The 16,088-nt window shown below is 64.4% G+C and carries 18 protein-coding genes; 8 read left to right on the top strand and 10 right to left on the bottom strand.

Going from position 1 to position 16,088, the window contains the following annotated elements; translation table 11 throughout:
- Window positions 1-21 precede the first annotated feature (21 nt).
- On the top strand, window positions 22-243 hold the full coding sequence (locus ACRQ5J_RS10225; protein WP_432383096.1) for a glycine zipper 2TM domain-containing protein: 222 nt from the start codon (window positions 22-24) through the stop codon (window positions 241-243).
- Between the two features lie 62 nt (window positions 244-305).
- Here the strand turns inward: ACRQ5J_RS10225 and ACRQ5J_RS10220 are convergent, their stop codons facing one another.
- Entirely contained in the window at window positions 306-1,025 is a 720-nt protein-coding gene (locus ACRQ5J_RS10220; protein ID WP_432383095.1) for a Crp/Fnr family transcriptional regulator, read from the bottom strand.
- Between the two features lie 106 nt (window positions 1,026-1,131).
- Between ACRQ5J_RS10220 and ACRQ5J_RS10215 the strand changes: the two genes are divergently transcribed.
- The 3 genes from ACRQ5J_RS10215 (at window position 1,132) to ACRQ5J_RS10205 (ending at window position 2,566) form a co-directional block, all read left to right on the top strand.
- A complete protein-coding gene (locus ACRQ5J_RS10215; protein ID WP_432383094.1) occupies window positions 1,132-1,743 on the top strand; it encodes a glycine zipper 2TM domain-containing protein in 612 nt (203 codons plus the stop codon).
- Window positions 1,744-1,821: 78 nt separating this feature from the next.
- Window positions 1,822-1,968 (top strand): lmo0937 family membrane protein, encoded by a 147-nt coding sequence (locus ACRQ5J_RS10210; RefSeq protein WP_139168812.1) that lies wholly within the window; start codon window positions 1,822-1,824, stop codon window positions 1,966-1,968.
- A gap of 73 nt (window positions 1,969-2,041) precedes the next feature.
- On the top strand, window positions 2,042-2,566 hold the full coding sequence (locus ACRQ5J_RS10205) for a DUF3617 domain-containing protein (RefSeq protein ID WP_432383091.1): 525 nt from the start codon (window positions 2,042-2,044) through the stop codon (window positions 2,564-2,566).
- Here the strand turns inward: ACRQ5J_RS10205 and ACRQ5J_RS10200 are convergent, their stop codons facing one another.
- Together ACRQ5J_RS10200 and ACRQ5J_RS10195 are read right to left on the bottom strand one after the other, a co-directional pair.
- The gene (locus ACRQ5J_RS10200) at window positions 2,567-3,403 is read right to left on the bottom strand and encodes a branched-chain amino acid aminotransferase (protein WP_432383090.1); all 837 of its coding nucleotides are present in this window, start codon (window positions 3,401-3,403) and stop codon (window positions 2,567-2,569) included. It abuts the gene before it with no gap.
- A gap of 51 nt (window positions 3,404-3,454) precedes the next feature.
- On the bottom strand, window positions 3,455-4,525 hold the full coding sequence (locus ACRQ5J_RS10195) for a porin (RefSeq protein ID WP_432383088.1): 1,071 nt from the start codon (window positions 4,523-4,525) through the stop codon (window positions 3,455-3,457).
- A 176-nt stretch (window positions 4,526-4,701) separates the two neighbouring features.
- Between ACRQ5J_RS10195 and ACRQ5J_RS10190 the strand changes: the two genes are divergently transcribed.
- Complete coding sequence (locus ACRQ5J_RS10190) at window positions 4,702-6,723, top strand: site-specific recombinase (protein ID WP_432383086.1); 2,022 nt, start codon at window positions 4,702-4,704, stop codon at window positions 6,721-6,723.
- On the top strand, window positions 6,720-8,117 hold the full coding sequence (gene cls, locus ACRQ5J_RS10185; RefSeq protein ID WP_432383084.1) for a cardiolipin synthase: 1,398 nt from the start codon (window positions 6,720-6,722) through the stop codon (window positions 8,115-8,117). The genes ACRQ5J_RS10190 and cls overlap by 4 nt, the downstream gene beginning before the upstream one ends.
- A gap of 8 nt (window positions 8,118-8,125) precedes the next feature.
- Here the strand turns inward: cls and ACRQ5J_RS10180 are convergent, their stop codons facing one another.
- The 3 genes from ACRQ5J_RS10180 to ACRQ5J_RS10170 are packed head-to-tail and all read right to left on the bottom strand — an operon-like array spanning window position 8,126 to window position 10,491.
- The gene (locus ACRQ5J_RS10180) at window positions 8,126-8,944 is read right to left on the bottom strand and encodes a metallophosphoesterase family protein (protein WP_432383082.1); all 819 of its coding nucleotides are present in this window, start codon (window positions 8,942-8,944) and stop codon (window positions 8,126-8,128) included.
- Between the two features lie 9 nt (window positions 8,945-8,953).
- Window positions 8,954-9,844, bottom strand: a complete 891-nt coding sequence (locus ACRQ5J_RS10175; protein ID WP_432383081.1) for a diacylglycerol/lipid kinase family protein — start codon at window positions 9,842-9,844, stop codon at window positions 8,954-8,956.
- Between the two features lie 5 nt (window positions 9,845-9,849).
- A complete protein-coding gene (locus tag ACRQ5J_RS10170) occupies window positions 9,850-10,491 on the bottom strand; it encodes a phosphatase PAP2 family protein (RefSeq protein WP_432383078.1) in 642 nt (213 codons plus the stop codon).
- A gap of 211 nt (window positions 10,492-10,702) precedes the next feature.
- On the opposite strand from ACRQ5J_RS10170, the gene ACRQ5J_RS10165 reads away from it, so the two are divergent.
- Window positions 10,703-10,933 (top strand): hypothetical protein, encoded by a 231-nt coding sequence (locus tag ACRQ5J_RS10165; protein ID WP_090192292.1) that lies wholly within the window; start codon window positions 10,703-10,705, stop codon window positions 10,931-10,933.
- Between the two features lie 72 nt (window positions 10,934-11,005).
- On the opposite strand, the gene ACRQ5J_RS10160 is transcribed toward ACRQ5J_RS10165, so the two are convergent.
- Together ACRQ5J_RS10160 and ACRQ5J_RS10155 are read right to left on the bottom strand one after the other, a co-directional pair.
- Complete coding sequence (locus ACRQ5J_RS10160; RefSeq protein WP_432383076.1) at window positions 11,006-12,082, bottom strand: AI-2E family transporter; 1,077 nt, start codon at window positions 12,080-12,082, stop codon at window positions 11,006-11,008.
- An 86-nt stretch (window positions 12,083-12,168) separates the two neighbouring features.
- Window positions 12,169-13,068 carry a LysR family transcriptional regulator gene (locus ACRQ5J_RS10155; RefSeq protein WP_432383075.1) on the bottom strand — a complete coding sequence of 300 codons (900 nt, stop codon included), beginning with the start codon at window positions 13,066-13,068 and terminating at the stop codon, window positions 12,169-12,171.
- Between the two features lie 99 nt (window positions 13,069-13,167).
- On the opposite strand from ACRQ5J_RS10155, the gene ACRQ5J_RS10150 reads away from it, so the two are divergent.
- Complete coding sequence (locus ACRQ5J_RS10150) at window positions 13,168-14,184, top strand: zinc-binding alcohol dehydrogenase family protein (protein ID WP_432383073.1); 1,017 nt, start codon at window positions 13,168-13,170, stop codon at window positions 14,182-14,184.
- Here the strand turns inward: ACRQ5J_RS10150 and ACRQ5J_RS10145 are convergent.
- Window positions 14,181-14,708 carry a hypothetical protein gene (locus tag ACRQ5J_RS10145; RefSeq protein WP_432383071.1) on the bottom strand — a complete coding sequence of 176 codons (528 nt, stop codon included), beginning with the start codon at window positions 14,706-14,708 and terminating at the stop codon, window positions 14,181-14,183. The genes ACRQ5J_RS10150 and ACRQ5J_RS10145 overlap by 4 nt on opposite strands.
- 87 nt (window positions 14,709-14,795) lie before the next feature.
- Window positions 14,796-15,995 (bottom strand): alanine transaminase, encoded by a 1,200-nt coding sequence (gene alaC, locus ACRQ5J_RS10140; RefSeq protein ID WP_432383069.1) that lies wholly within the window; start codon window positions 15,993-15,995, stop codon window positions 14,796-14,798.
- Window positions 15,996-16,088 lie beyond the last annotated feature (93 nt).

Below are 16,088 nucleotides of genomic sequence, written 5' to 3'. Positions count from 1 at the left end.
TCCCTGCCAGAGGAGAAAATCATGAAGATCAAACGTATCGCGGCAACCGCCACCGTGCTGGCGGCCACCCTGGGCCTGAGCGCATGCGCCAACATGTCGGGCCAGGATAAAAACACCGCCATCGGCGCCGGCGTCGGCGCCGTGGCCGGCTCGGTGCTGACCGGCGGCAGCGCAGTGGGCACGGTGGGCGGCGCGGCGGTGGGCGGCGTCATCGGCAATCAGGTGCAAAAGCCACCGCGTTAATCGCCAATCACCATCCCCGTCATTCCCGCGAAGGCGGGAATGACGGGTTTTTTTCGCCTGGATTATTTGTCCTTGAACATTTCGTAGCAATGGCAGGACGCCCCCTCCAGCCCGGCCGAATCGAGAATCTCGATATTGCCGCGGCTATAGGTAATCAGCCCCTGCGCCTGCAACGCGCTGGCGGCCTTGGTCACGCCGACGCGCCGCACCCCCAGCGAATGTGCCAAAAATTCATGCGTGAGATGGAACTTCTCCGACTGCAAGCGGTCCCGCGTAATCAGCAGCGAGCGCGCCAGCCGCGCCTCCAGCACGTGGAAGCGGCTGCACACGGCGATCTGGATGGCCTGCGCCAGCGCCGTGTCGGTATAGCGGTGCAGCAGGCGCTGCAAGGACTCCATCCGATAAAACTCGGTCACGAAATCGCCCGCCGCCATGCGGTAGGCGCGGCCCGAGCGCTGCACCACCGCGCGCACCTGCGCCAGTTCGTGCCCCAGCACCACCGGCGCGCCGAGCATGCCCTCGCGCCCGATCGAGCCGACCTCCAGCGTCATGCGGCCCTCGGCCACGCCCAGCAGCGACACCAGGCAATCGATGGGGAAATACACATAGCGCACTTCCTGCCCCGGCTCCGACAGCACCTGGCCGTTGTCGACCCGCACCGTCTCGCACTTTTCCGCCAGCTGGGTCTGGTCCTCATCCGGCAGGCTGGCCAGCAGGCGATTGTTGGCCAATCGCGGTTGCGCGCGGTCTTCGTCGGGAGAGTGTGAAAGAGAGGTATGCATGAGACCAGATTAAAGGCAATTATTTGCTCTGTATGTACGGTGACGCACGGAAGCAAAACATGCACCCGAAGAAAATATCGGCATTCAAAAATAAAAGGACATTTCCATGGACTCGCAAACCAACAAACCAGGCACCCACCCGATCATGGTCATCGCCGCAGTCGCGGTAGTGCTGTTCTGCGGCGTCGGCAGCGCTGCCATCCTCGGCTGGCTGCCGACCTCCAACGCCACCGTGCCCGACAAGGTCAGCGGCATGGCGCCGGCACAGCAGCCGCAGCAAATGGCTTATGCGGAACCGGCCGTCAACGCCGGTGCAGCAGCCGCGCCGGCCAACGTCGACGGCCCGGGCCAACCGCCGCAACAGGAAGCGCGCAACGCCGCATGCAGCAACTGCGGCGTGGTCGAAGCCGTGCGCAAGATTGAACACCGTCCGCAGGGCAGCGGCGTCGGCGCCGTCGGCGGCGCAGTGGTCGGCGGCCTGCTGGGCAACCAGATTGGCGGCGGCCATGGCCGTCAACTGGCCACGGTGGCCGGCGCGGTCGGCGGCGCGGTAGCCGGCAACCAGATCGAAGGCAATATGAAAACCACCTATAGCTGGGACATCGTGGTGCGCATGGATAACGGCAACAAGCGCACCATCCACTCGTCGACCGCGCCACAGTGGCGCAATGGCGACCCGGTGCGCATCGTCAAAGGCCAGCTGCGTTCAATTGACTAAGGAGAAAGGTACGGCAGCGTACAGAAAGAACAATAGTGCCGGCAGATAATAGATCCAACACAACCCGAGGAGATCATCATGCTTTATACCATCGCTGTAGTTCTGCTTATCCTGTGGCTGCTGGGCCTGGTAACTTCCTACACCATTGGCGGTTTCATCCACATCCTGCTGGTTGTCGCCATCATCATGGTGCTGCTGCGCCTGATCAGCGGTCGCGGCATATAGTTTAATCCGCACTCAGCAAAACGGCGCCTCTGGCGCCGTTTTCGTTTATGCTCACCGCAACAGGAGGACCACCATGAAACGTCTACTCATCACACTGGCCGTGCTGGCCAGCGCGCACGCTTCGGCGCAAACCATCAAGCCCGGCCTATGGGAACTGAGCAACAAGATCAAAACCGGCGACGCCCGCACCGACCAGGCGCTCAGCTCGGCGCTGTCGCAACTGGCGATGCTGCCGCCCGAGCAGCGCGCCAAGGTGGAGGCGATGATGAAGCAGAACGGCGTCTCGGTGCCGCAGGCCGGCGGCGACGGCAGCCTGAAGATGACAACCTGCGTCACGCCGGAAATGGCGGCGCGCAAGGAACTGCCGCTGAACCAGAAAGGCCAGTGCACCTCGAAGCAGGATCCGGTGCCGGGCGGCCTGAACGTATCGTTCACCTGCGCCAATCCGGCCTCCAGCGGCAACGGCCAGATCCGCTTCCAGGGCGACAGCGCCTACACTGCCACGATGAACGTCACCAACAACAGCGGCACCGGACCGCAAAGCGCGGTGGTGGAATCGACCGGGCGCTGGCTCGGCGCCAGCTGCCCGGCCAAGTGATTACTGGCTGTCCGAGAACGCCATGTAGCGCTCGCGCGCCAGCGTGGCGATCGGGCCCACCGGCAGGGTGCGCGCTTCGTAGCGCACGCAAGGCGTGACCTTGCCGTAGTTACCGGTGTTGAAGATTTCCACGGCGGTTTCCAGCTCTTCCGGGCGGACGCTGCGCTCTTCGACCTGAATGCCCTCTTTCGCCAGCAGCGCGATCACGCGCGCGCGGGTGATGCCGGACAGGAAGGTGCCATTGGCAACCGGCGTCACCACCTTGCCTTCCGGCGTGACGAAGAACAGATTCGCCGATGCGAACTCGGCCACGTGGCCGGCGCTGTCGCACACCACCGCGTTGTCGAAGCCGCGCTCGCGCGCCTCGCGCAGCGCCTTGCTGGTGTTGGCGTACAGCGAGGACGCCTTGGCGTCGGTCGGCGCCATCGACGCGTCCGGACGGCGCAGCACCGACAGGCAGGCCGAGAAGCCGGTGAACGGCGGCATCGGCGCATCGAACAGCGTCAGCGCGAACGCGCTTTTCTCGGCGACCGGTATCAACAGACCGTCGGTGCCGAACACCAGCGGACGGATGTACAGTTCGGCGTCGGCCGGGAAGCGGGCCACGCCTTCGCGCACCAGTTGTTCCATTTCATCGACGCTCAGCGGGCACGTCAGGCCGACGCGCTCGGCCGACGTGATCACGCGCTGCAGGTGCGGGCGCAGGTCCGGCATATGGCCGCGAATCGAGCGGGCGCCGTCGAACACCGACGAACCGAGCCAGACGCTGTGGTCCATCGCGCCGAACAGCGGCGCGTTGCCTTCGGCCCAATTGCCGTTGAAATAAGTGAGATACATGCTACGTTCCTGGTCAACAAAACCAGCAATGTAGCATGTTTGCCTGGCGGCTTAAAAGGCGTGGCGGAAGCCGACGTTGATGGCGCGGTCGCCGCTGCCGCGGCTGCTGGCGTTGCCGGCGGTGTAGCCGGCGCCGTTGCGGTTCTGGATTTTCGAGAACGCCGCATAGACGTCGGTGCGCCTGGAAAACGCATAGCTGGCGCCGATGGCCAGCTGGTTGGCGTCGCGGTTGGCCACGCCGCGGTCATCCTTGCGGACGTAGGACGCCAGCAAGGTGGTGGCGCCGCCCATCGGCACCGCCACGCCGACCAGCACGTCGCGGCTGTTGGTGTACAGGTCGCGCTGGCCGATCACGCCATACGGATTGGCCTCGCTCCACTGGCTGCTGATATCGCCCTTGCTGTGGCCATACGCGGCGTAGCCGACGAAGCGGCCGAAGTCGTAATTGGCCGCCACCAGCGTGTTGCGCGCGGTGCTGTCGAGCTCGGGCGAGGCGCCGGTGGCGTCCAGTGAATGTTCCTTGCGCTGGTGGCTGATGCGGATGTTGGCCTTGCTGCCCTCGTAGCCGAGGGTGGCGCCGTAAGCGCGGTTGGCCTTGCTGTTGAACTGCGACTCGCCCAGGCTGTACGTCATCGAGCCGATGATGCCGCTGCGCGAGCGCGGCGATTTGTACTTGATGGTGTTGTCGTAGCGCTTGGCGCTGTAGCCGACGAGATTGCCGGCATTGCCGGCCGTGCCGCCATGGAACGGGTCCGCCACGTCGGTCAGCGTTTCGTACACCAGGTTGTACTGGCGGCCCAGCGTCACCACGCCCAGCGGGCTGTCCAGGCCAACATATGCCTGGCGGTTGAACAGCTTGCCGTTTTGCTCCTGCCCGCCGGTATCGCCGAGAAAGCCGGCCTCCAGCGCGTACACCGCCGCGGTATTGCCGCCAAGCGCCTCGCGTCCGCGCACGCCGAGGCGCGAACCGCTGGCGACGCCGCTGTCGACGCGGGTCTTGGCGCAATCGCCCTCGCAACCGCGCTCGGCGACCACGCCGGCGTCGATCACCCCATACACTTCCGTCTGAGCCATCGAGGTCAGCGGCACCAGCATTGCTAACGTAATGAGAGCGGGTTTCATGATGAGCCAGGAATATTGGTGAGTTGATATGTCCAGTGTAGGGCACGCTCAACCCGGACTCTGTGCGGATCACCACGCACGCCTATCATTTCGCTCAAGAAACCTATGTTCGCCATCGTACATACTGCCCACCTTGCTGCGGTTATACTGCGTTTTTGCACTACAAGGCTTTTTGCATGCTCGATATCCTGGAACGCATCCACGCAGACAGCAACGACATCTCGCTGATGGTCGCGCTGTTCGACACCCTGCGTCCCAAACGCGCCACCGACAGCGCGCGCGCCATCGGCAACGTCCGTACCCTGACCCAGCTGTTGAAAGGCAATCCCGCGCACGCCAACGCGCTGCGCAACTACGCGCGCAACATCATCGCCTCGCGCCGCCACTCCAGCCTGTACACCGAGACCGGCGTGCTGTCGAGCGACGGCTTCTTCAGCGAGCTGCGCACCCGCATCGCCTACCGGCTGCTGCCGCCGGCGCTGGGCAACGACTACCTCGACGAGGCGCTCGACCAGATCGTCTACAAGCGCACCGACTACCTGTGGATGTCGGCGGTGCCGGCCGAGGACTGGCTGGCCCTGCTGGACGTGGTGATCCACTCGGAACAGCGCGCCACCGCCCAGCGCGGCGGCAACCTCATGCTGCCGGGCCTGCTCGAAGCAATCCGCACGCTGTCCTACCGCGTGTGCGCCATCGGCCTGGAGCCGCGCCTGACCAACTTCCACACCGAGATGGAGACTTACGAGTCGCCGTTCATGGTGCAGAACTTCGAAGTCAACGCCTATCTCGACGCCTACCACCGCAAGCTGGCCGGCGAGGAAGTCGAGCTGGCCGACGCCCGCCACCTGCTGGTGATGCTGGACCAGTGCGACGCCGTCATCACCAAAATCCGCAAGAAGGCGCTGAACCAGGGCACCAGCATCGCCCTCACCTACCTGCTGGTGGCGCTGACGCAAAGCATGAACCGCATGCGCAAGCTGCTGGTGCTGGTCGATGTCGACCAGCCCGGCGACGCCGACGACCAGCTGCGGCGCGCGGCCGGCATCGCGCTCGGGCTGGAGCTGATCGAGGCGCACAACAAGAAATACATGGTGGGCGACCTGCTGCGCGACAACGTCGACCTGCTGGCGCGCAACGTCACCGAGAACGCCAGCCACACCGGCGAGCACTACGTCGCCAACACGCGCCGCGAGCTGGGCGGGATGTTCGTCTCGGCCGCCGGCGCCGGCCTGATCATCGGCTTCATGGCGCTGTTCAAGATCCTGATGTCCTACCTGCGCGCGGCGCCGCTGGTCGAGGCTTTCCTGTTCAGCATGAACTACTCGCTGGGCTTCGTCTTCATCCACCTGCTGCACTTCACGGTGGCGACCAAGCAGCCGGCCATGACCGCCTCGCGCATCGCCTCCGGCCTGCATTCCAAGGACGGGCGCAACATCGACATCGACAGCATGGCCGAGCTATGCAACAAGGTCGTGCGCACCCAGGTCATGGCGGTGCTGGGCAACCTGGCCGTCTGCATTCCGACCGCGTGGCTGATCGCCATGGCCTGGCCGTACATGACCGGCCACCACCTGGTATCGCCGGACAAGGCCATGCACCTGCTGCATGACATCGACCCGATCCACGCGCCGACGCTGGTCTACGCGGCCATCGCCGGCGTCTGCCTGTTCGTCGCCGGGCTGATCTCGGGCTACTATGACAACAAGGCGCTGTACACGCGCTGGGCGCAGCGCATCGCGCAGTTGCGCGGCCTGGGCCGGGTGCTGGGCCAGGAGCGGGCGCAGCGGCTGGGCGTCTACCTGGAAAACAACCTGGGCGGACTGATGGGTAATTTCTTCTTCGGCATCCTGCTCGGCATGATGCCGTTCATCGGCTTCGTGCTGGGCATTCCGCTGGACATCCGCCATGTGACGTTCTCATCGGCCAACTTTGCGACAGCAATTGTTGGACTCGATCACAATGTCAGCTGGGAACTGGTTGTGACCTCGGTGGCAGGTTTTCTTTCCATAGGGATCGTCAACCTGCTGGTCAGCTTCGGCCTGGCGCTGTGGGTGGCGCTGCGTTCGCGCCAGGTGCGCTTCAAGCAAGGCTGGCAGCTGACCAAGGCGCTCGGCCGGCGCTTCCGCACGGCGCCGGCGGCCTTCCTGTTCGGTTCGAAAACAGACGACAACCTCCTCATTGAAAAGGTCGACAAATGAAACTCCTGCCCTTGCGCTACTGGATCGCCGCTGGCACCTTGTGTCTGGCCTCGCTGGGCGCATGTGCATCGCTGCCCAACGTGACCGCGCTGGGCGACAAGCTGGAGCCGGCGGCGGCGGCGGCGCCCACGGTCAAAGGCCCGCACGGCGAACTGAGCGACGCACGCGCCAAGGCCTTGTTGTCGAAGCGCTGGGCCAAGGGCACGCTCGACTTGCAGGCGCAAGCGTCGCTGGAGGAAGCGGCGACCGGCGTGCCGCTGATCGCAGGCAACAAATGCACGCTGCTGTTCGACGGCCCGCAGACGCTGACTGAAATGCTCAAGGCCATCCAGGGCGCGCGCAACAGCATCAACTTTGAAACCTACATCTTCGACCAGGACGAGCTGGGCATGAAATTCGCCGACGCGCTGATCGCCAAGCAGCGCGAGGGCGTGGTCGTCAACATCATCTACGACAGCGTCGGCACCATCGGCGTGCCGGCCGAATTCTTCAAGCGCATGCGCGACGCCGGCATCCGCCTGATCGAATTCAACCCGGTCAATCCGGCCAAGGTCAGCGGCGACGGCTGGAAACTCAACAACCGCGACCACCGCAAGGTGCTGATCGTCGACGGCAAGACCGCCTTCACCGGCGGCATCAACATCAGCGCCACCTACGCCAAGAGTTCGCTGTTCCGCTCGGCCTCGCGGCCGGCCAGCAAGGACGATGTCGGCTGGCGCGACACGCACATCAAAATCGAGGGGCCGGCGGTGCAGGCCTTCCAATGGCTGTTCATCCGCCAGTGGACCAAGGCCGACAAATACGACCTGCCGGAAGCGGACTACTTCCCGCAGCCGGTGATCGCCGGCGACAAGGTGGTGCGCGTGCTGGGCAGCGATCCCGGCGGGCACTTCGAAATCTACAAGGCGTATGCGCTGGCGCTGCAGGAAGCGAAGAAATCGATCCACCTGACCTCGGCCTACTTCGTGCCGGACCGGCAGACGGTGGACGCGCTGAAGGCCGCGGCGCAGCGCGGCGTCGACGTCAAAATCGTGGTGCCGGGGGTCTCGGACGTCGGGCTGGTGGTGTATGCCGGCCACGCCTTCTACGACGAACTGCTGGCCGCGGGCGTCAAGATCTACCAGCTCAAGCTGGCGGTGCTGCACGCCAAGACCGCCGTCATCGACGGCAAATGGTCGACGGTAGGCTCGACCAACATCGACATGCGCAGCTTCCTGCACAACAGCGAAATCAACGTCATCGTGATGGGCGAAGCGTTCGGCAACGAAATGGAAAAAGCCTTCCAGGAAGACCTGCGCGACTCCAATCAAGTCACGCTGGACGCCTGGCGCAAGCGCCCGTGGGCCAACCGCATGAAAGAATGGGCCGCCCGCTTCATGAACTACTGGCTCTAGATCCAGGATCAGGCTTCGGCGGCGAGTGCCCAGGCGTCGCCTTCGCGGCGGAAGTATTCGGTGTGCGCCAGCTCGAAGCTGGCGGTGCCGTCCACCCAGCTGTAGCGGTCGACCTGGACGTCGTCCGGGTCGATCCGCAGCACGTTGAAGGAGTTCGATTCACCCCTGCCGCGCGTCGACGTGGCCGTGCCGGCCTGCACCACCAGCGCGGCATAGCCGGCGATCTTGTAGCGGCCCGCGCTGTTGCCGGCGTGGCTGGAATGCAGGTGGCCGGCCAGCAGCACGTCGACGCCGCATTCGGAGAAGGCCTGCATCGCCATCGGCGCGCGGTCGACCAGGTCGTCCTTGTCGAAGGTTTCCGGCAGGTCGAACGGGTGGTGGGTGACGATGATGCGCGTGTGGTCGGCGCTGACCGCCTGCATGCGCTGCCGCATCTGCGCCAGCTGCTGTTCATTGACGCGGCCATCCTTGAAGGTCAGCGAGCGCGCGGTGTTGATGCCGAGCACGGCGATTTCGTCGTCCACATATTCCGGCGCCAGGTCCAGCGTGACGTAGCGCGTGTACTTGCGCAGCGGCGTCAGGAAGCGGCTGGCGACGTTGTAGAGCGGGATGTCGTGATTGCCGGGCACGACGATCTGCGGCCCCGGCAAGGTGTCCAGCCACGCGCGCGCGGCCTTGAATTCTTCGGTCCGGGCGCGCTGGGTCAGGTCGCCCGAAACCACTACCACGTCCGGCGCCAGCCGGGTGACCAGCTGCCGCAGCGGCTCCAGCAATTGCTGATCGACGCGGCCGAAATGCAGATCGGATAAATGAACGATGGTGCGCATGCTTGCCTCCTATGCCGCCGGCGCGATGACGTTCAGCGCGGCGGCCCTGGAACGATAGCATAGTGGCGGCTTCATCAATGTGACCTCGCCGTCGGTGGCCACCCGCAGGTGGTGGTGGCGGGTGTCGATTTCCAGCGCGGCGGCCGACAGCACGTCGAAATCGCGCGCCTGTTGCAGCTTGCCGAACAAGGCGTGCACGGCGTAGCGTAACAGGCCGAGGCGGGTCGGTTTCTGCGCCACGTACAGGCACAGCTTGCCGCTGTCGAGCCGCTCGCGCGCGCCCAGCGTCAGGCCTTGCAGGTATTCGTTGTTGCCGATGAAGACGAAGGGCGTGCGGCGCAAATGCTCTTCGCCGTTGATCTTGAGCCGCACGCTGAGGAAGGGAAAGCGCCGCAACGCGGCAAACAACGCGCGCCCGAACGCCGGCCACTTGCCGCGCCCGAGGTGGCGCTGCTGCTGCTCGCGGTCGCGCACGATGTCCGGGTAAATGCCGAGGCTGGAGTTGTTGAGGAAGATGCGGCCGTTGACTTCGCCCACGTCGACCTTGCGCGCCTTGCAGCGCACCACGGTGGCGACGGCCTCGTCCAGGTCCAGCGGAATTTTCAGGTCCTTGGCAAAGTGGTTCAGCGTGCCCAGCGGCAGAACGCCGAGCCAGGCATCAGTGCCAGCCAGCACCGATGCCACCGCGTTGATGGTGCCGTCGCCACCGCCCGCCGCCACCACTGGCGCGCCTTCGGCCAGCGCGCGCTCTGCGCGTTCGATCATCTCCGCGCCGCTTTGCGCCAGCGTGATGTCGGCCTCGGCGCCGTTGCGGCGGAACTTTTCTTCCAGCGCGGCGGCCCAGCCGCCGCAGTAGCCCAGGCCCGCGCTGGCATTGACGATGACAACGATTTTGCTCATATGATTTATATTGTTTTTCCCTCGCGCCGGCGGCGCAACGTCGAGATAGCCGTGATGCACACCGCCAGCCACGCCACGCTTTCGGCCATCGCCGCCAGCACGTCGCTGACATAGTGCGCGCCCAGGTAGACGCGGCTGAATGCCACCAACAATATCATCGACAGGCAGAAGGCGACCGTTCCCAGACGCACACTCCACGCCGGCCGGGCGATCACCAGATAGCTGGCCAGCAGGCCGTAGAAGCAGGTGGCGGCCGTCGTGTGGCCGCTGGGGAAACTGTAGGTGGCCAGCGTGATCATCGGGTCCTCGAATACCGGCCGCGCGCGCTGGAAGTAGAATTTGAGCGCCACATTCAACACCATGCCCCCCGGCACGGCAAACGCCAGCGCCATCAGCCAATAGCGCGCGCCCTGCTTCCACAGGTAGCAGGCCAGCAGACCGATCAGCACTATCATCCCGGCCACCGAGTGCACGTGGGTGATCACGTACAGCACGCTGGTGAGCGGCTCGAAGGCATGCGCATTGAACCAATTGGCCACCTGCACGTCCAATACCGTGATGGCTTCCTGGCCCATGACCGCCTCGGCAAGCTCGTGGAAGACCAGCCCGGAAACGAACAGCACGGCCATGCCCACGGTCAGATGCAAACCGAATTCGCCGCCGGGCGACAGTCTTGCCTCTACGAAACTGAGTAATTTGCTGAAAATTTGGTGCTCCTTGGTCGACCGCCGATGAAGTTGGCGTAAAAACTACGAAATAGCGAATTTACTGTTTATTTGCACAGTACCTGTTTATTCATACAGTAGTTGTGTTATTCTGAACTCCTCGTTAAACACCTCCAACAAAAAAGGACATGTCATGAGCACTCTGAATAGCAGCTACGGTTCCCGCTTCGGCCTGGAATACCTGCCGACTTCTTTCATGGTTCGCATGGGCAAACGCGAAATGATGGTGTGCCGTGACTTCCGCAAGCGTTTCTACGCTGTCAATCCAATCATGGAATGCGACACCGGCGTGCAGGCTGGCCATCTGGAGGTACTGCTGTTCCGCCGCTGGCTGCTGATCCTGTCGAAGTCGAAAGCACATTAATGGTTGCCGGTGCCAGTTGCCCCGCCCATGCACAAGACAGGCCGGCCGATGCCGCGACCTCGCTTGCGCTCCTCACCTGGGTGTGGCAACTGGCGAGCCGACATCCTCGCGATGCGTCTGCGCCTCATGCCACAGGGTTACAAACAGAACCATCACCACCGGACCAATAAACAGTCCCACCAGGCCGAGGGTTTCGACGCCGCCTAATATGCCGAACAGCACGGCCAGGAAGGGCAAGCGCGTGGCGTTGCCAATGATGCCAGGCCGTACAAAGTGATCCGCGACGAACAACACCGCCGTGCCCCAGGCGATCACGCCCAGTGCGGCCGGCAAGGCGCCGCCAAAGGCCAGCACGCCCGCCGCACTGACAAACGCCAGCGGCGCACCAAACGGGATAATCGCCAGGATGCCGGTGGCGGCCGCCCACAGCACGGCGGACTTGAGCCCGGCCAGCCAGTAGGCGACGCCGATCAACACGCCCTCGGCCAGGCCGACCAGCACCAGTCCGTTGACGGTGGCGCGGATGGCGGTCGGGATCTTGTCCGAGTACCGCGCCCAGCGCAGTTCGCTGAACCAGCGGCTGCCAATATTGGTGATCTGGCGGTTCAGCACCTCGCCGTCCTTATAGAAAAAGAACAGGCACAGGAAGGCCAGGCCAAAGTCCACCAGCCGGTGCATGAAGCCGACGCCGGCCAGCTTGATGATGTCGCTGGCCGAGTGGAAGCCGTTGATCTGCCGTTCGGCGAACAGATGCGCCAGACCGTGCGGCTGGCTCAGCGTCGCCTGCCACCATTCGGTCAGCGAATCGCCGATCACCGGCAGGTGGCGCACGAAGTCCGGCACGGCGATGCCGTCCGTGTTGGCGCTGACGACGTAGTTGGCCAGTTCCGGTGCCTGCCTGGCCGCCTGCGTCACGCCCAGCAACGCCGGCACGATGAAGACGGCCGCCACCAGCAAGGTCAGCAAGGCGGCCGCGAGCACGCCGTGGCCGATGCGCGCGCGCAGCCGCAGATACAGCGGCCACGTGGCCACGCACAATATGCCAGCCCAGATCAGCGGCAGGAAGAATCGCTGCATGACGAAAGCGGCAAGCGCTATCAGCGTCAGCGAAAAGCCGGCGCTGAGAATGTCGCGCTGGGTTTCGGTCATTGCTCTCTCCCGAATGTTCTTATTAGCGCTATGGTAAGCGCATTTTGTTGCGGCGCAACTGTACTCAAGGCCGATTTCAGGCGTCCTTAAGCCTTTTCACACTGCGCGCGCAGGAAATCGCGCAGTTGCAGCACCGTCGGCGAAATCTGCGACCGGTGCATGCACAGCATGTTGAGCGGCGTCGGCTCGCCCAGCACGTCGGGCAGCAGCACCTGCAAGCGGCCTGCGCGGATGTCGGCGCTCAGGTCCAGCCGCGACTTGTAGGCGATGCCGACACCGGCCACCGCCCAGCGCCGCACCACATCGGCATCGTCGGCGCTGCGGTTGCCGTTGACGTGCACCACATCCGCTGCGCCATGCGCGTCGCGGTAGAAACTCCAGCGGTCGTGAATCACGTCTTCCAGCATGAAGCGCAGGCAGTTGTGGCGCGCCAGGTCGCCCAGCGCATGCAGCTTGCCATGCTGCTTGATGTAGTCCGGCGAGGCCACCAGCACGCGGCGGTTGTCCGGCGCCAGCGGCAAGGCGATCAGGCTGGAATCGTCCTGCATGCCGTAGCGTATGGCGATGTCAACCGGTTGCCGGTACATATCCGACAGGCGGTCGCTGATGCTCAGTTGCAGCGACACCTTGGGATACTGCGCCTGGAACGCGTCCAGCCAGCCGAGCACCATGTTGCGCCCGAGGTCCGACGGCATGGAGATTTTCAGCGTACCACCCAGCGCTTCCTGCCCCTGGATCAGGGCGTCGTGGCCCTCCTTCAGCAGCCGCAGCGCCTCGCGCGCGTGGCGCAAGTAGTGTTCGCCCTCCTCGGTCAGCCGCAACGAGCGCGTGGTGCGGGCGAACAGGCGCAGCTTCAGTTCCGCTTCCAGCCGCTTGACGGCCGCACTGGCCAGCGCCGGCGATATCTCGAGCTCGCGCGCGGCGGCCGATAGGCTGCCACGGTCGGCGGTGCGGACAAATACGGTCAAATCATCGAGTCTGAGCAATTTTCTTCAATTCCTTGAAAGTGTTTCAGTGCAGCGCCTCTTTTTCATCGCCACGAAATAAATGATGATACTCCCATCACAACACGCACGGAGAATTCCATGAAAGCCATTGCCTATCGCCAGTCCCTGCCCATCGAAAACGCCGAATCGCTGATCGATATCGAACTGCCGGCGCCGCAAGCGACCGGCCGCGACCTGCTGGTCGAGGTGCGCGCCATTTCGGTCAACCCGGTCGATACCAAGATCCGCCGCAACGTCGCGCCGGCCGAGGGCCAGGCCAAGGTGATCGGCTGGGACGCCGCCGGCGTGGTCAAGGCGGTCGGCCCCGACGTCAGCCTGTTCAAGGTCGGCGATGAAGTCTGGTACGCCGGCGACCTGACCCGCGCCGGCACCAACAGCGAATTGCACCTCGTGGACGAGCGCATCGTCGGCCACAAGCCGAAGAATCTGGATTTCGCCCAGGCCGCCGCGCTGCCGCTGACCACCATTACTGCCTGGGAGCTGCTGTTCGACCGTCTGCAAGTGAGCCGCGACGCCGGCGCCACGCGGGGCAAATCGCTGCTGGTGATCGGCGCGGCCGGCGGCGTCGGTTCGATCCTGGTGCAGCTGGCGCGCCAGCTGACCGGCCTGACCATCATCGGCACCGCCTCGCGCCCGGAAACCGGCGAGTGGATCAGGCAGCTCGGCGCGCACCACGTGGTCGACCACAGCAAGCCGCTCAACGAGGAAATCGGCCGTCTCGGCCTGCCGCCGGTGACCTACGTGGCCTCGCTGAACCAGACCGACCACCACTGGGCCGCGATCGGCGAGCTGGTGGCGCCGCAGGGCAAGGTCGCGCTGATCGATGATCCGGCCGCCATCGACGTGCGCACGCTGAAGCGCAAGAGCGTGTCGCTGCACTGGGAGTTCATGTACACCCGTTCGATGTTCCAGACCGACGATATCCAGCAACAGCATCAACTGCTGAACGACGTCGCCAAGCTGGTGGAAACCGGCGCGGTCAGGACCACGCTGGCCGAGCGCTTCGGCAAGATCAACGCGGACAACCTCAGGCGCGCGCACGCCCTGATCGAGAGCAACCGCGCCAAAGGCAAGATCGTGCTGGAAGGCTTTTAAGTCCGCGCCGCGTGGGCCGCGGCGGCATCCGCCTGGGCCCGCAGGCGCGCCAGCACCGCCTCGTCATGCCGCGTCAGCGCGTCCTGCATGCGGCTGGCCGAGGCGCACGACGCTTCCAGTATCTCGATAAACGCGCTCTGGCGCCGGCGCAGCGCAGCCGACTCGTAGCCCAGTTCCTCGAACATGCGGCCGATGCTTGCGCTGTAGTCGCGCAGGTCCATCATGGTGACCTTGGTGAACTCGATATCGTTGCGCATTTTGCGGTCCAGGTCGAGCATTTCCAGCTTTTCCTGCGCCACCGGCGAGGCCTGGCAGATGGCCGGCCCCCAGCGGTCGAACTTGCCGGCGATGCGGGTGATGCGCGCGATCTTTTCGTCCAGCATGCGACAGTAATACCACGCCAGGCAGCACACCGGCAGCCGCGCGACGAAGCGCGGCAGGCCGGCCGTGGCCAGGCTGCGCTCAAGTTTTTGGACAGCATCAACCAGGCGGCGCGCGCTGGTTCCGGTGGGAAGTTGGGACATGATGGCAGCTCCTCTAATGGTCCAGAGAGCTACAGTAGCCGCCGCATCGAACACGAGGTTTGATGCGGCTTAAACCTGGCGCGGATTTTATGCCGAAGTTTTGCGCAACATCGCTTTGATGCCACGCAAGCCCTGACGGATGCGGGCTTCGTTTTCAATCAAGGCGAAGCGCACATACTCGTCCCCGTACTCCCCGAAGCCGATGCCGGGGGAGACGCAAACCTTGGCCTCGGCCAGCAGCAGCTTGGCGAATTCCAGCGAGCCGAGGTGGCGATACGCGGCCGGAATCCGCGCCCAGATATACATCGAGGCCTTCGGCTTATCCACCGGCCAGCCGGCTTCGACCAGCCCCTTGTGCAGCACGTCGCGCCGGCTCTGGTACTGCGCGCAGATCTCGCTGACGCAGCCCTGGTCGCCCTCCAGCGCGGCGATCGCCGCCACCTGCACCGGCGTGAAGCTGCCGTAGTCGTGGTAGCTCTTGATGCGCGCCAGCGCCGCCACCAGCTCCTTGTTGCCGACCATGAAGCCGACGCGCCAGCCGGCCATGTTGTAGCTCTTGGACAGCGTGAAAAATTCCACCGCCACCTCGCGCGCGCCCGCCACCTGCATGATCGACGGCGCCTTCCAGCCGTCGAAGACGATGTCGGCATACGCCAGGTCGTGCACCACGAGGATGTTGTGCTGCCCGGCCAGCGCCACCACGCGCTCGAAGAACTCCAGCTCCACGCACTGCGCGGTCGGGTTGGACGGGAATCCGAGGATCATCATTTTCGGCTTCGGATAGCTTTCGCGCACCGCGCGCTCCAGCTCGTCGAAGAAATCGACGCCGGGCGTCATGCGCACCGAGCGGATATTGGCGCCGGCGATCACCGCGCCCCAGATGTGGATCGGGTAGCTCGGGTTGGGCACCAGCACCGTGTCGCCCTGGTCCAGCGTGGCCAGCATCAGGTGCGCCAGGCCTTCCTTGGAGCCGATGGTGACGATGGCTTCCGAGTCCGGATCGAAATCGACGTCATAGCGCGTCTTGTACCAGCGCGAGATGGCGCGGCGCAGGCGCGGAATGCCTTTCGAGGCCGAGTAGCCATGGGTGTCGGGACGTTGTACCGTGTCGACCAGCTTGGACACGATGTGGGGCGGCGTGGCGCCGTCCGGATTGCCCATCGACATGTCGATGATGTCTTCGCCGCGACGGCGCGCCGCGAGTTTCAGCTCGGCGGTGACATTGAAAACGTAGGGAGGCAGGCGATCGATGCGCGCAAAGCTGCGCGGTTTTTGGGTGTCAGTCATGGATGTCTCACGTAAGCGCCCGGAACCGTCCGAGCGACGTCGATGCTGATCGCATCGGGATCGATACTAGACGATCCGGTCCACGTCTGGCAA

Origin of the sequence: Duganella sp. P38, assembly GCF_050859475.1 — a bacterium.
Taxonomy (GTDB): Bacteria; Pseudomonadota; Gammaproteobacteria; order Burkholderiales; family Burkholderiaceae_D; genus Rugamonas.
The sequence above is the reverse complement of the archived record's forward strand: the minus strand, read 5'-3'. Positions and strand labels throughout refer to the sequence as shown.

Excerpts from the sequence above, each read along its gene's own strand:
- ACRQ5J_RS10195 (WP_432383088.1), bottom strand. The coding sequence starts at position 4,525 with ATGAAACCCGCTCTCATTACGTTAGCAATGCTGGTGCCGCTGACCTCG.
- cls (WP_432383084.1), top strand. The coding sequence starts at position 6,720 with ATGAAACTCCTGCCCTTGCGCTACTGGATCGCCGCTGGCACCTTGTGT.
- ACRQ5J_RS10200 (WP_432383090.1), bottom strand. The coding sequence starts at position 3,403 with ATGTATCTCACTTATTTCAACGGCAATTGGGCCGAAGGCAACGCGCCG.
- ACRQ5J_RS10220 (WP_432383095.1), bottom strand. The coding sequence starts at position 1,025 with ATGCATACCTCTCTTTCACACTCTCCCGACGAAGACCGCGCGCAACCG.
- ACRQ5J_RS10205 (WP_432383091.1), top strand. The coding sequence starts at position 2,042 with ATGAAACGTCTACTCATCACACTGGCCGTGCTGGCCAGCGCGCACGCT.
- ACRQ5J_RS10215 (WP_432383094.1), top strand. The coding sequence starts at position 1,132 with ATGGACTCGCAAACCAACAAACCAGGCACCCACCCGATCATGGTCATC.
- ACRQ5J_RS10145 (WP_432383071.1), bottom strand. The coding sequence starts at position 14,708 with ATGTCCCAACTTCCCACCGGAACCAGCGCGCGCCGCCTGGTTGATGCT.
- ACRQ5J_RS10225 (WP_432383096.1), top strand. The coding sequence starts at position 22 with ATGAAGATCAAACGTATCGCGGCAACCGCCACCGTGCTGGCGGCCACC.
- ACRQ5J_RS10190 (WP_432383086.1), top strand. The coding sequence starts at position 4,702 with ATGCTCGATATCCTGGAACGCATCCACGCAGACAGCAACGACATCTCG.
- ACRQ5J_RS10180 (WP_432383082.1), bottom strand. The coding sequence starts at position 8,944 with ATGCGCACCATCGTTCATTTATCCGATCTGCATTTCGGCCGCGTCGAT.
- ACRQ5J_RS10175 (WP_432383081.1), bottom strand. The coding sequence starts at position 9,844 with ATGAGCAAAATCGTTGTCATCGTCAATGCCAGCGCGGGCCTGGGCTAC.
- alaC (WP_432383069.1), bottom strand. The coding sequence starts at position 15,995 with ATGACTGACACCCAAAAACCGCGCAGCTTTGCGCGCATCGATCGCCTG.
- ACRQ5J_RS10160 (WP_432383076.1), bottom strand. The coding sequence starts at position 12,082 with ATGACCGAAACCCAGCGCGACATTCTCAGCGCCGGCTTTTCGCTGACG.
- ACRQ5J_RS10165 (WP_090192292.1), top strand. The coding sequence starts at position 10,703 with ATGAGCACTCTGAATAGCAGCTACGGTTCCCGCTTCGGCCTGGAATAC.
- ACRQ5J_RS10210 (WP_139168812.1), top strand. The coding sequence starts at position 1,822 with ATGCTTTATACCATCGCTGTAGTTCTGCTTATCCTGTGGCTGCTGGGC.
- ACRQ5J_RS10150 (WP_432383073.1), top strand. The coding sequence starts at position 13,168 with ATGAAAGCCATTGCCTATCGCCAGTCCCTGCCCATCGAAAACGCCGAA.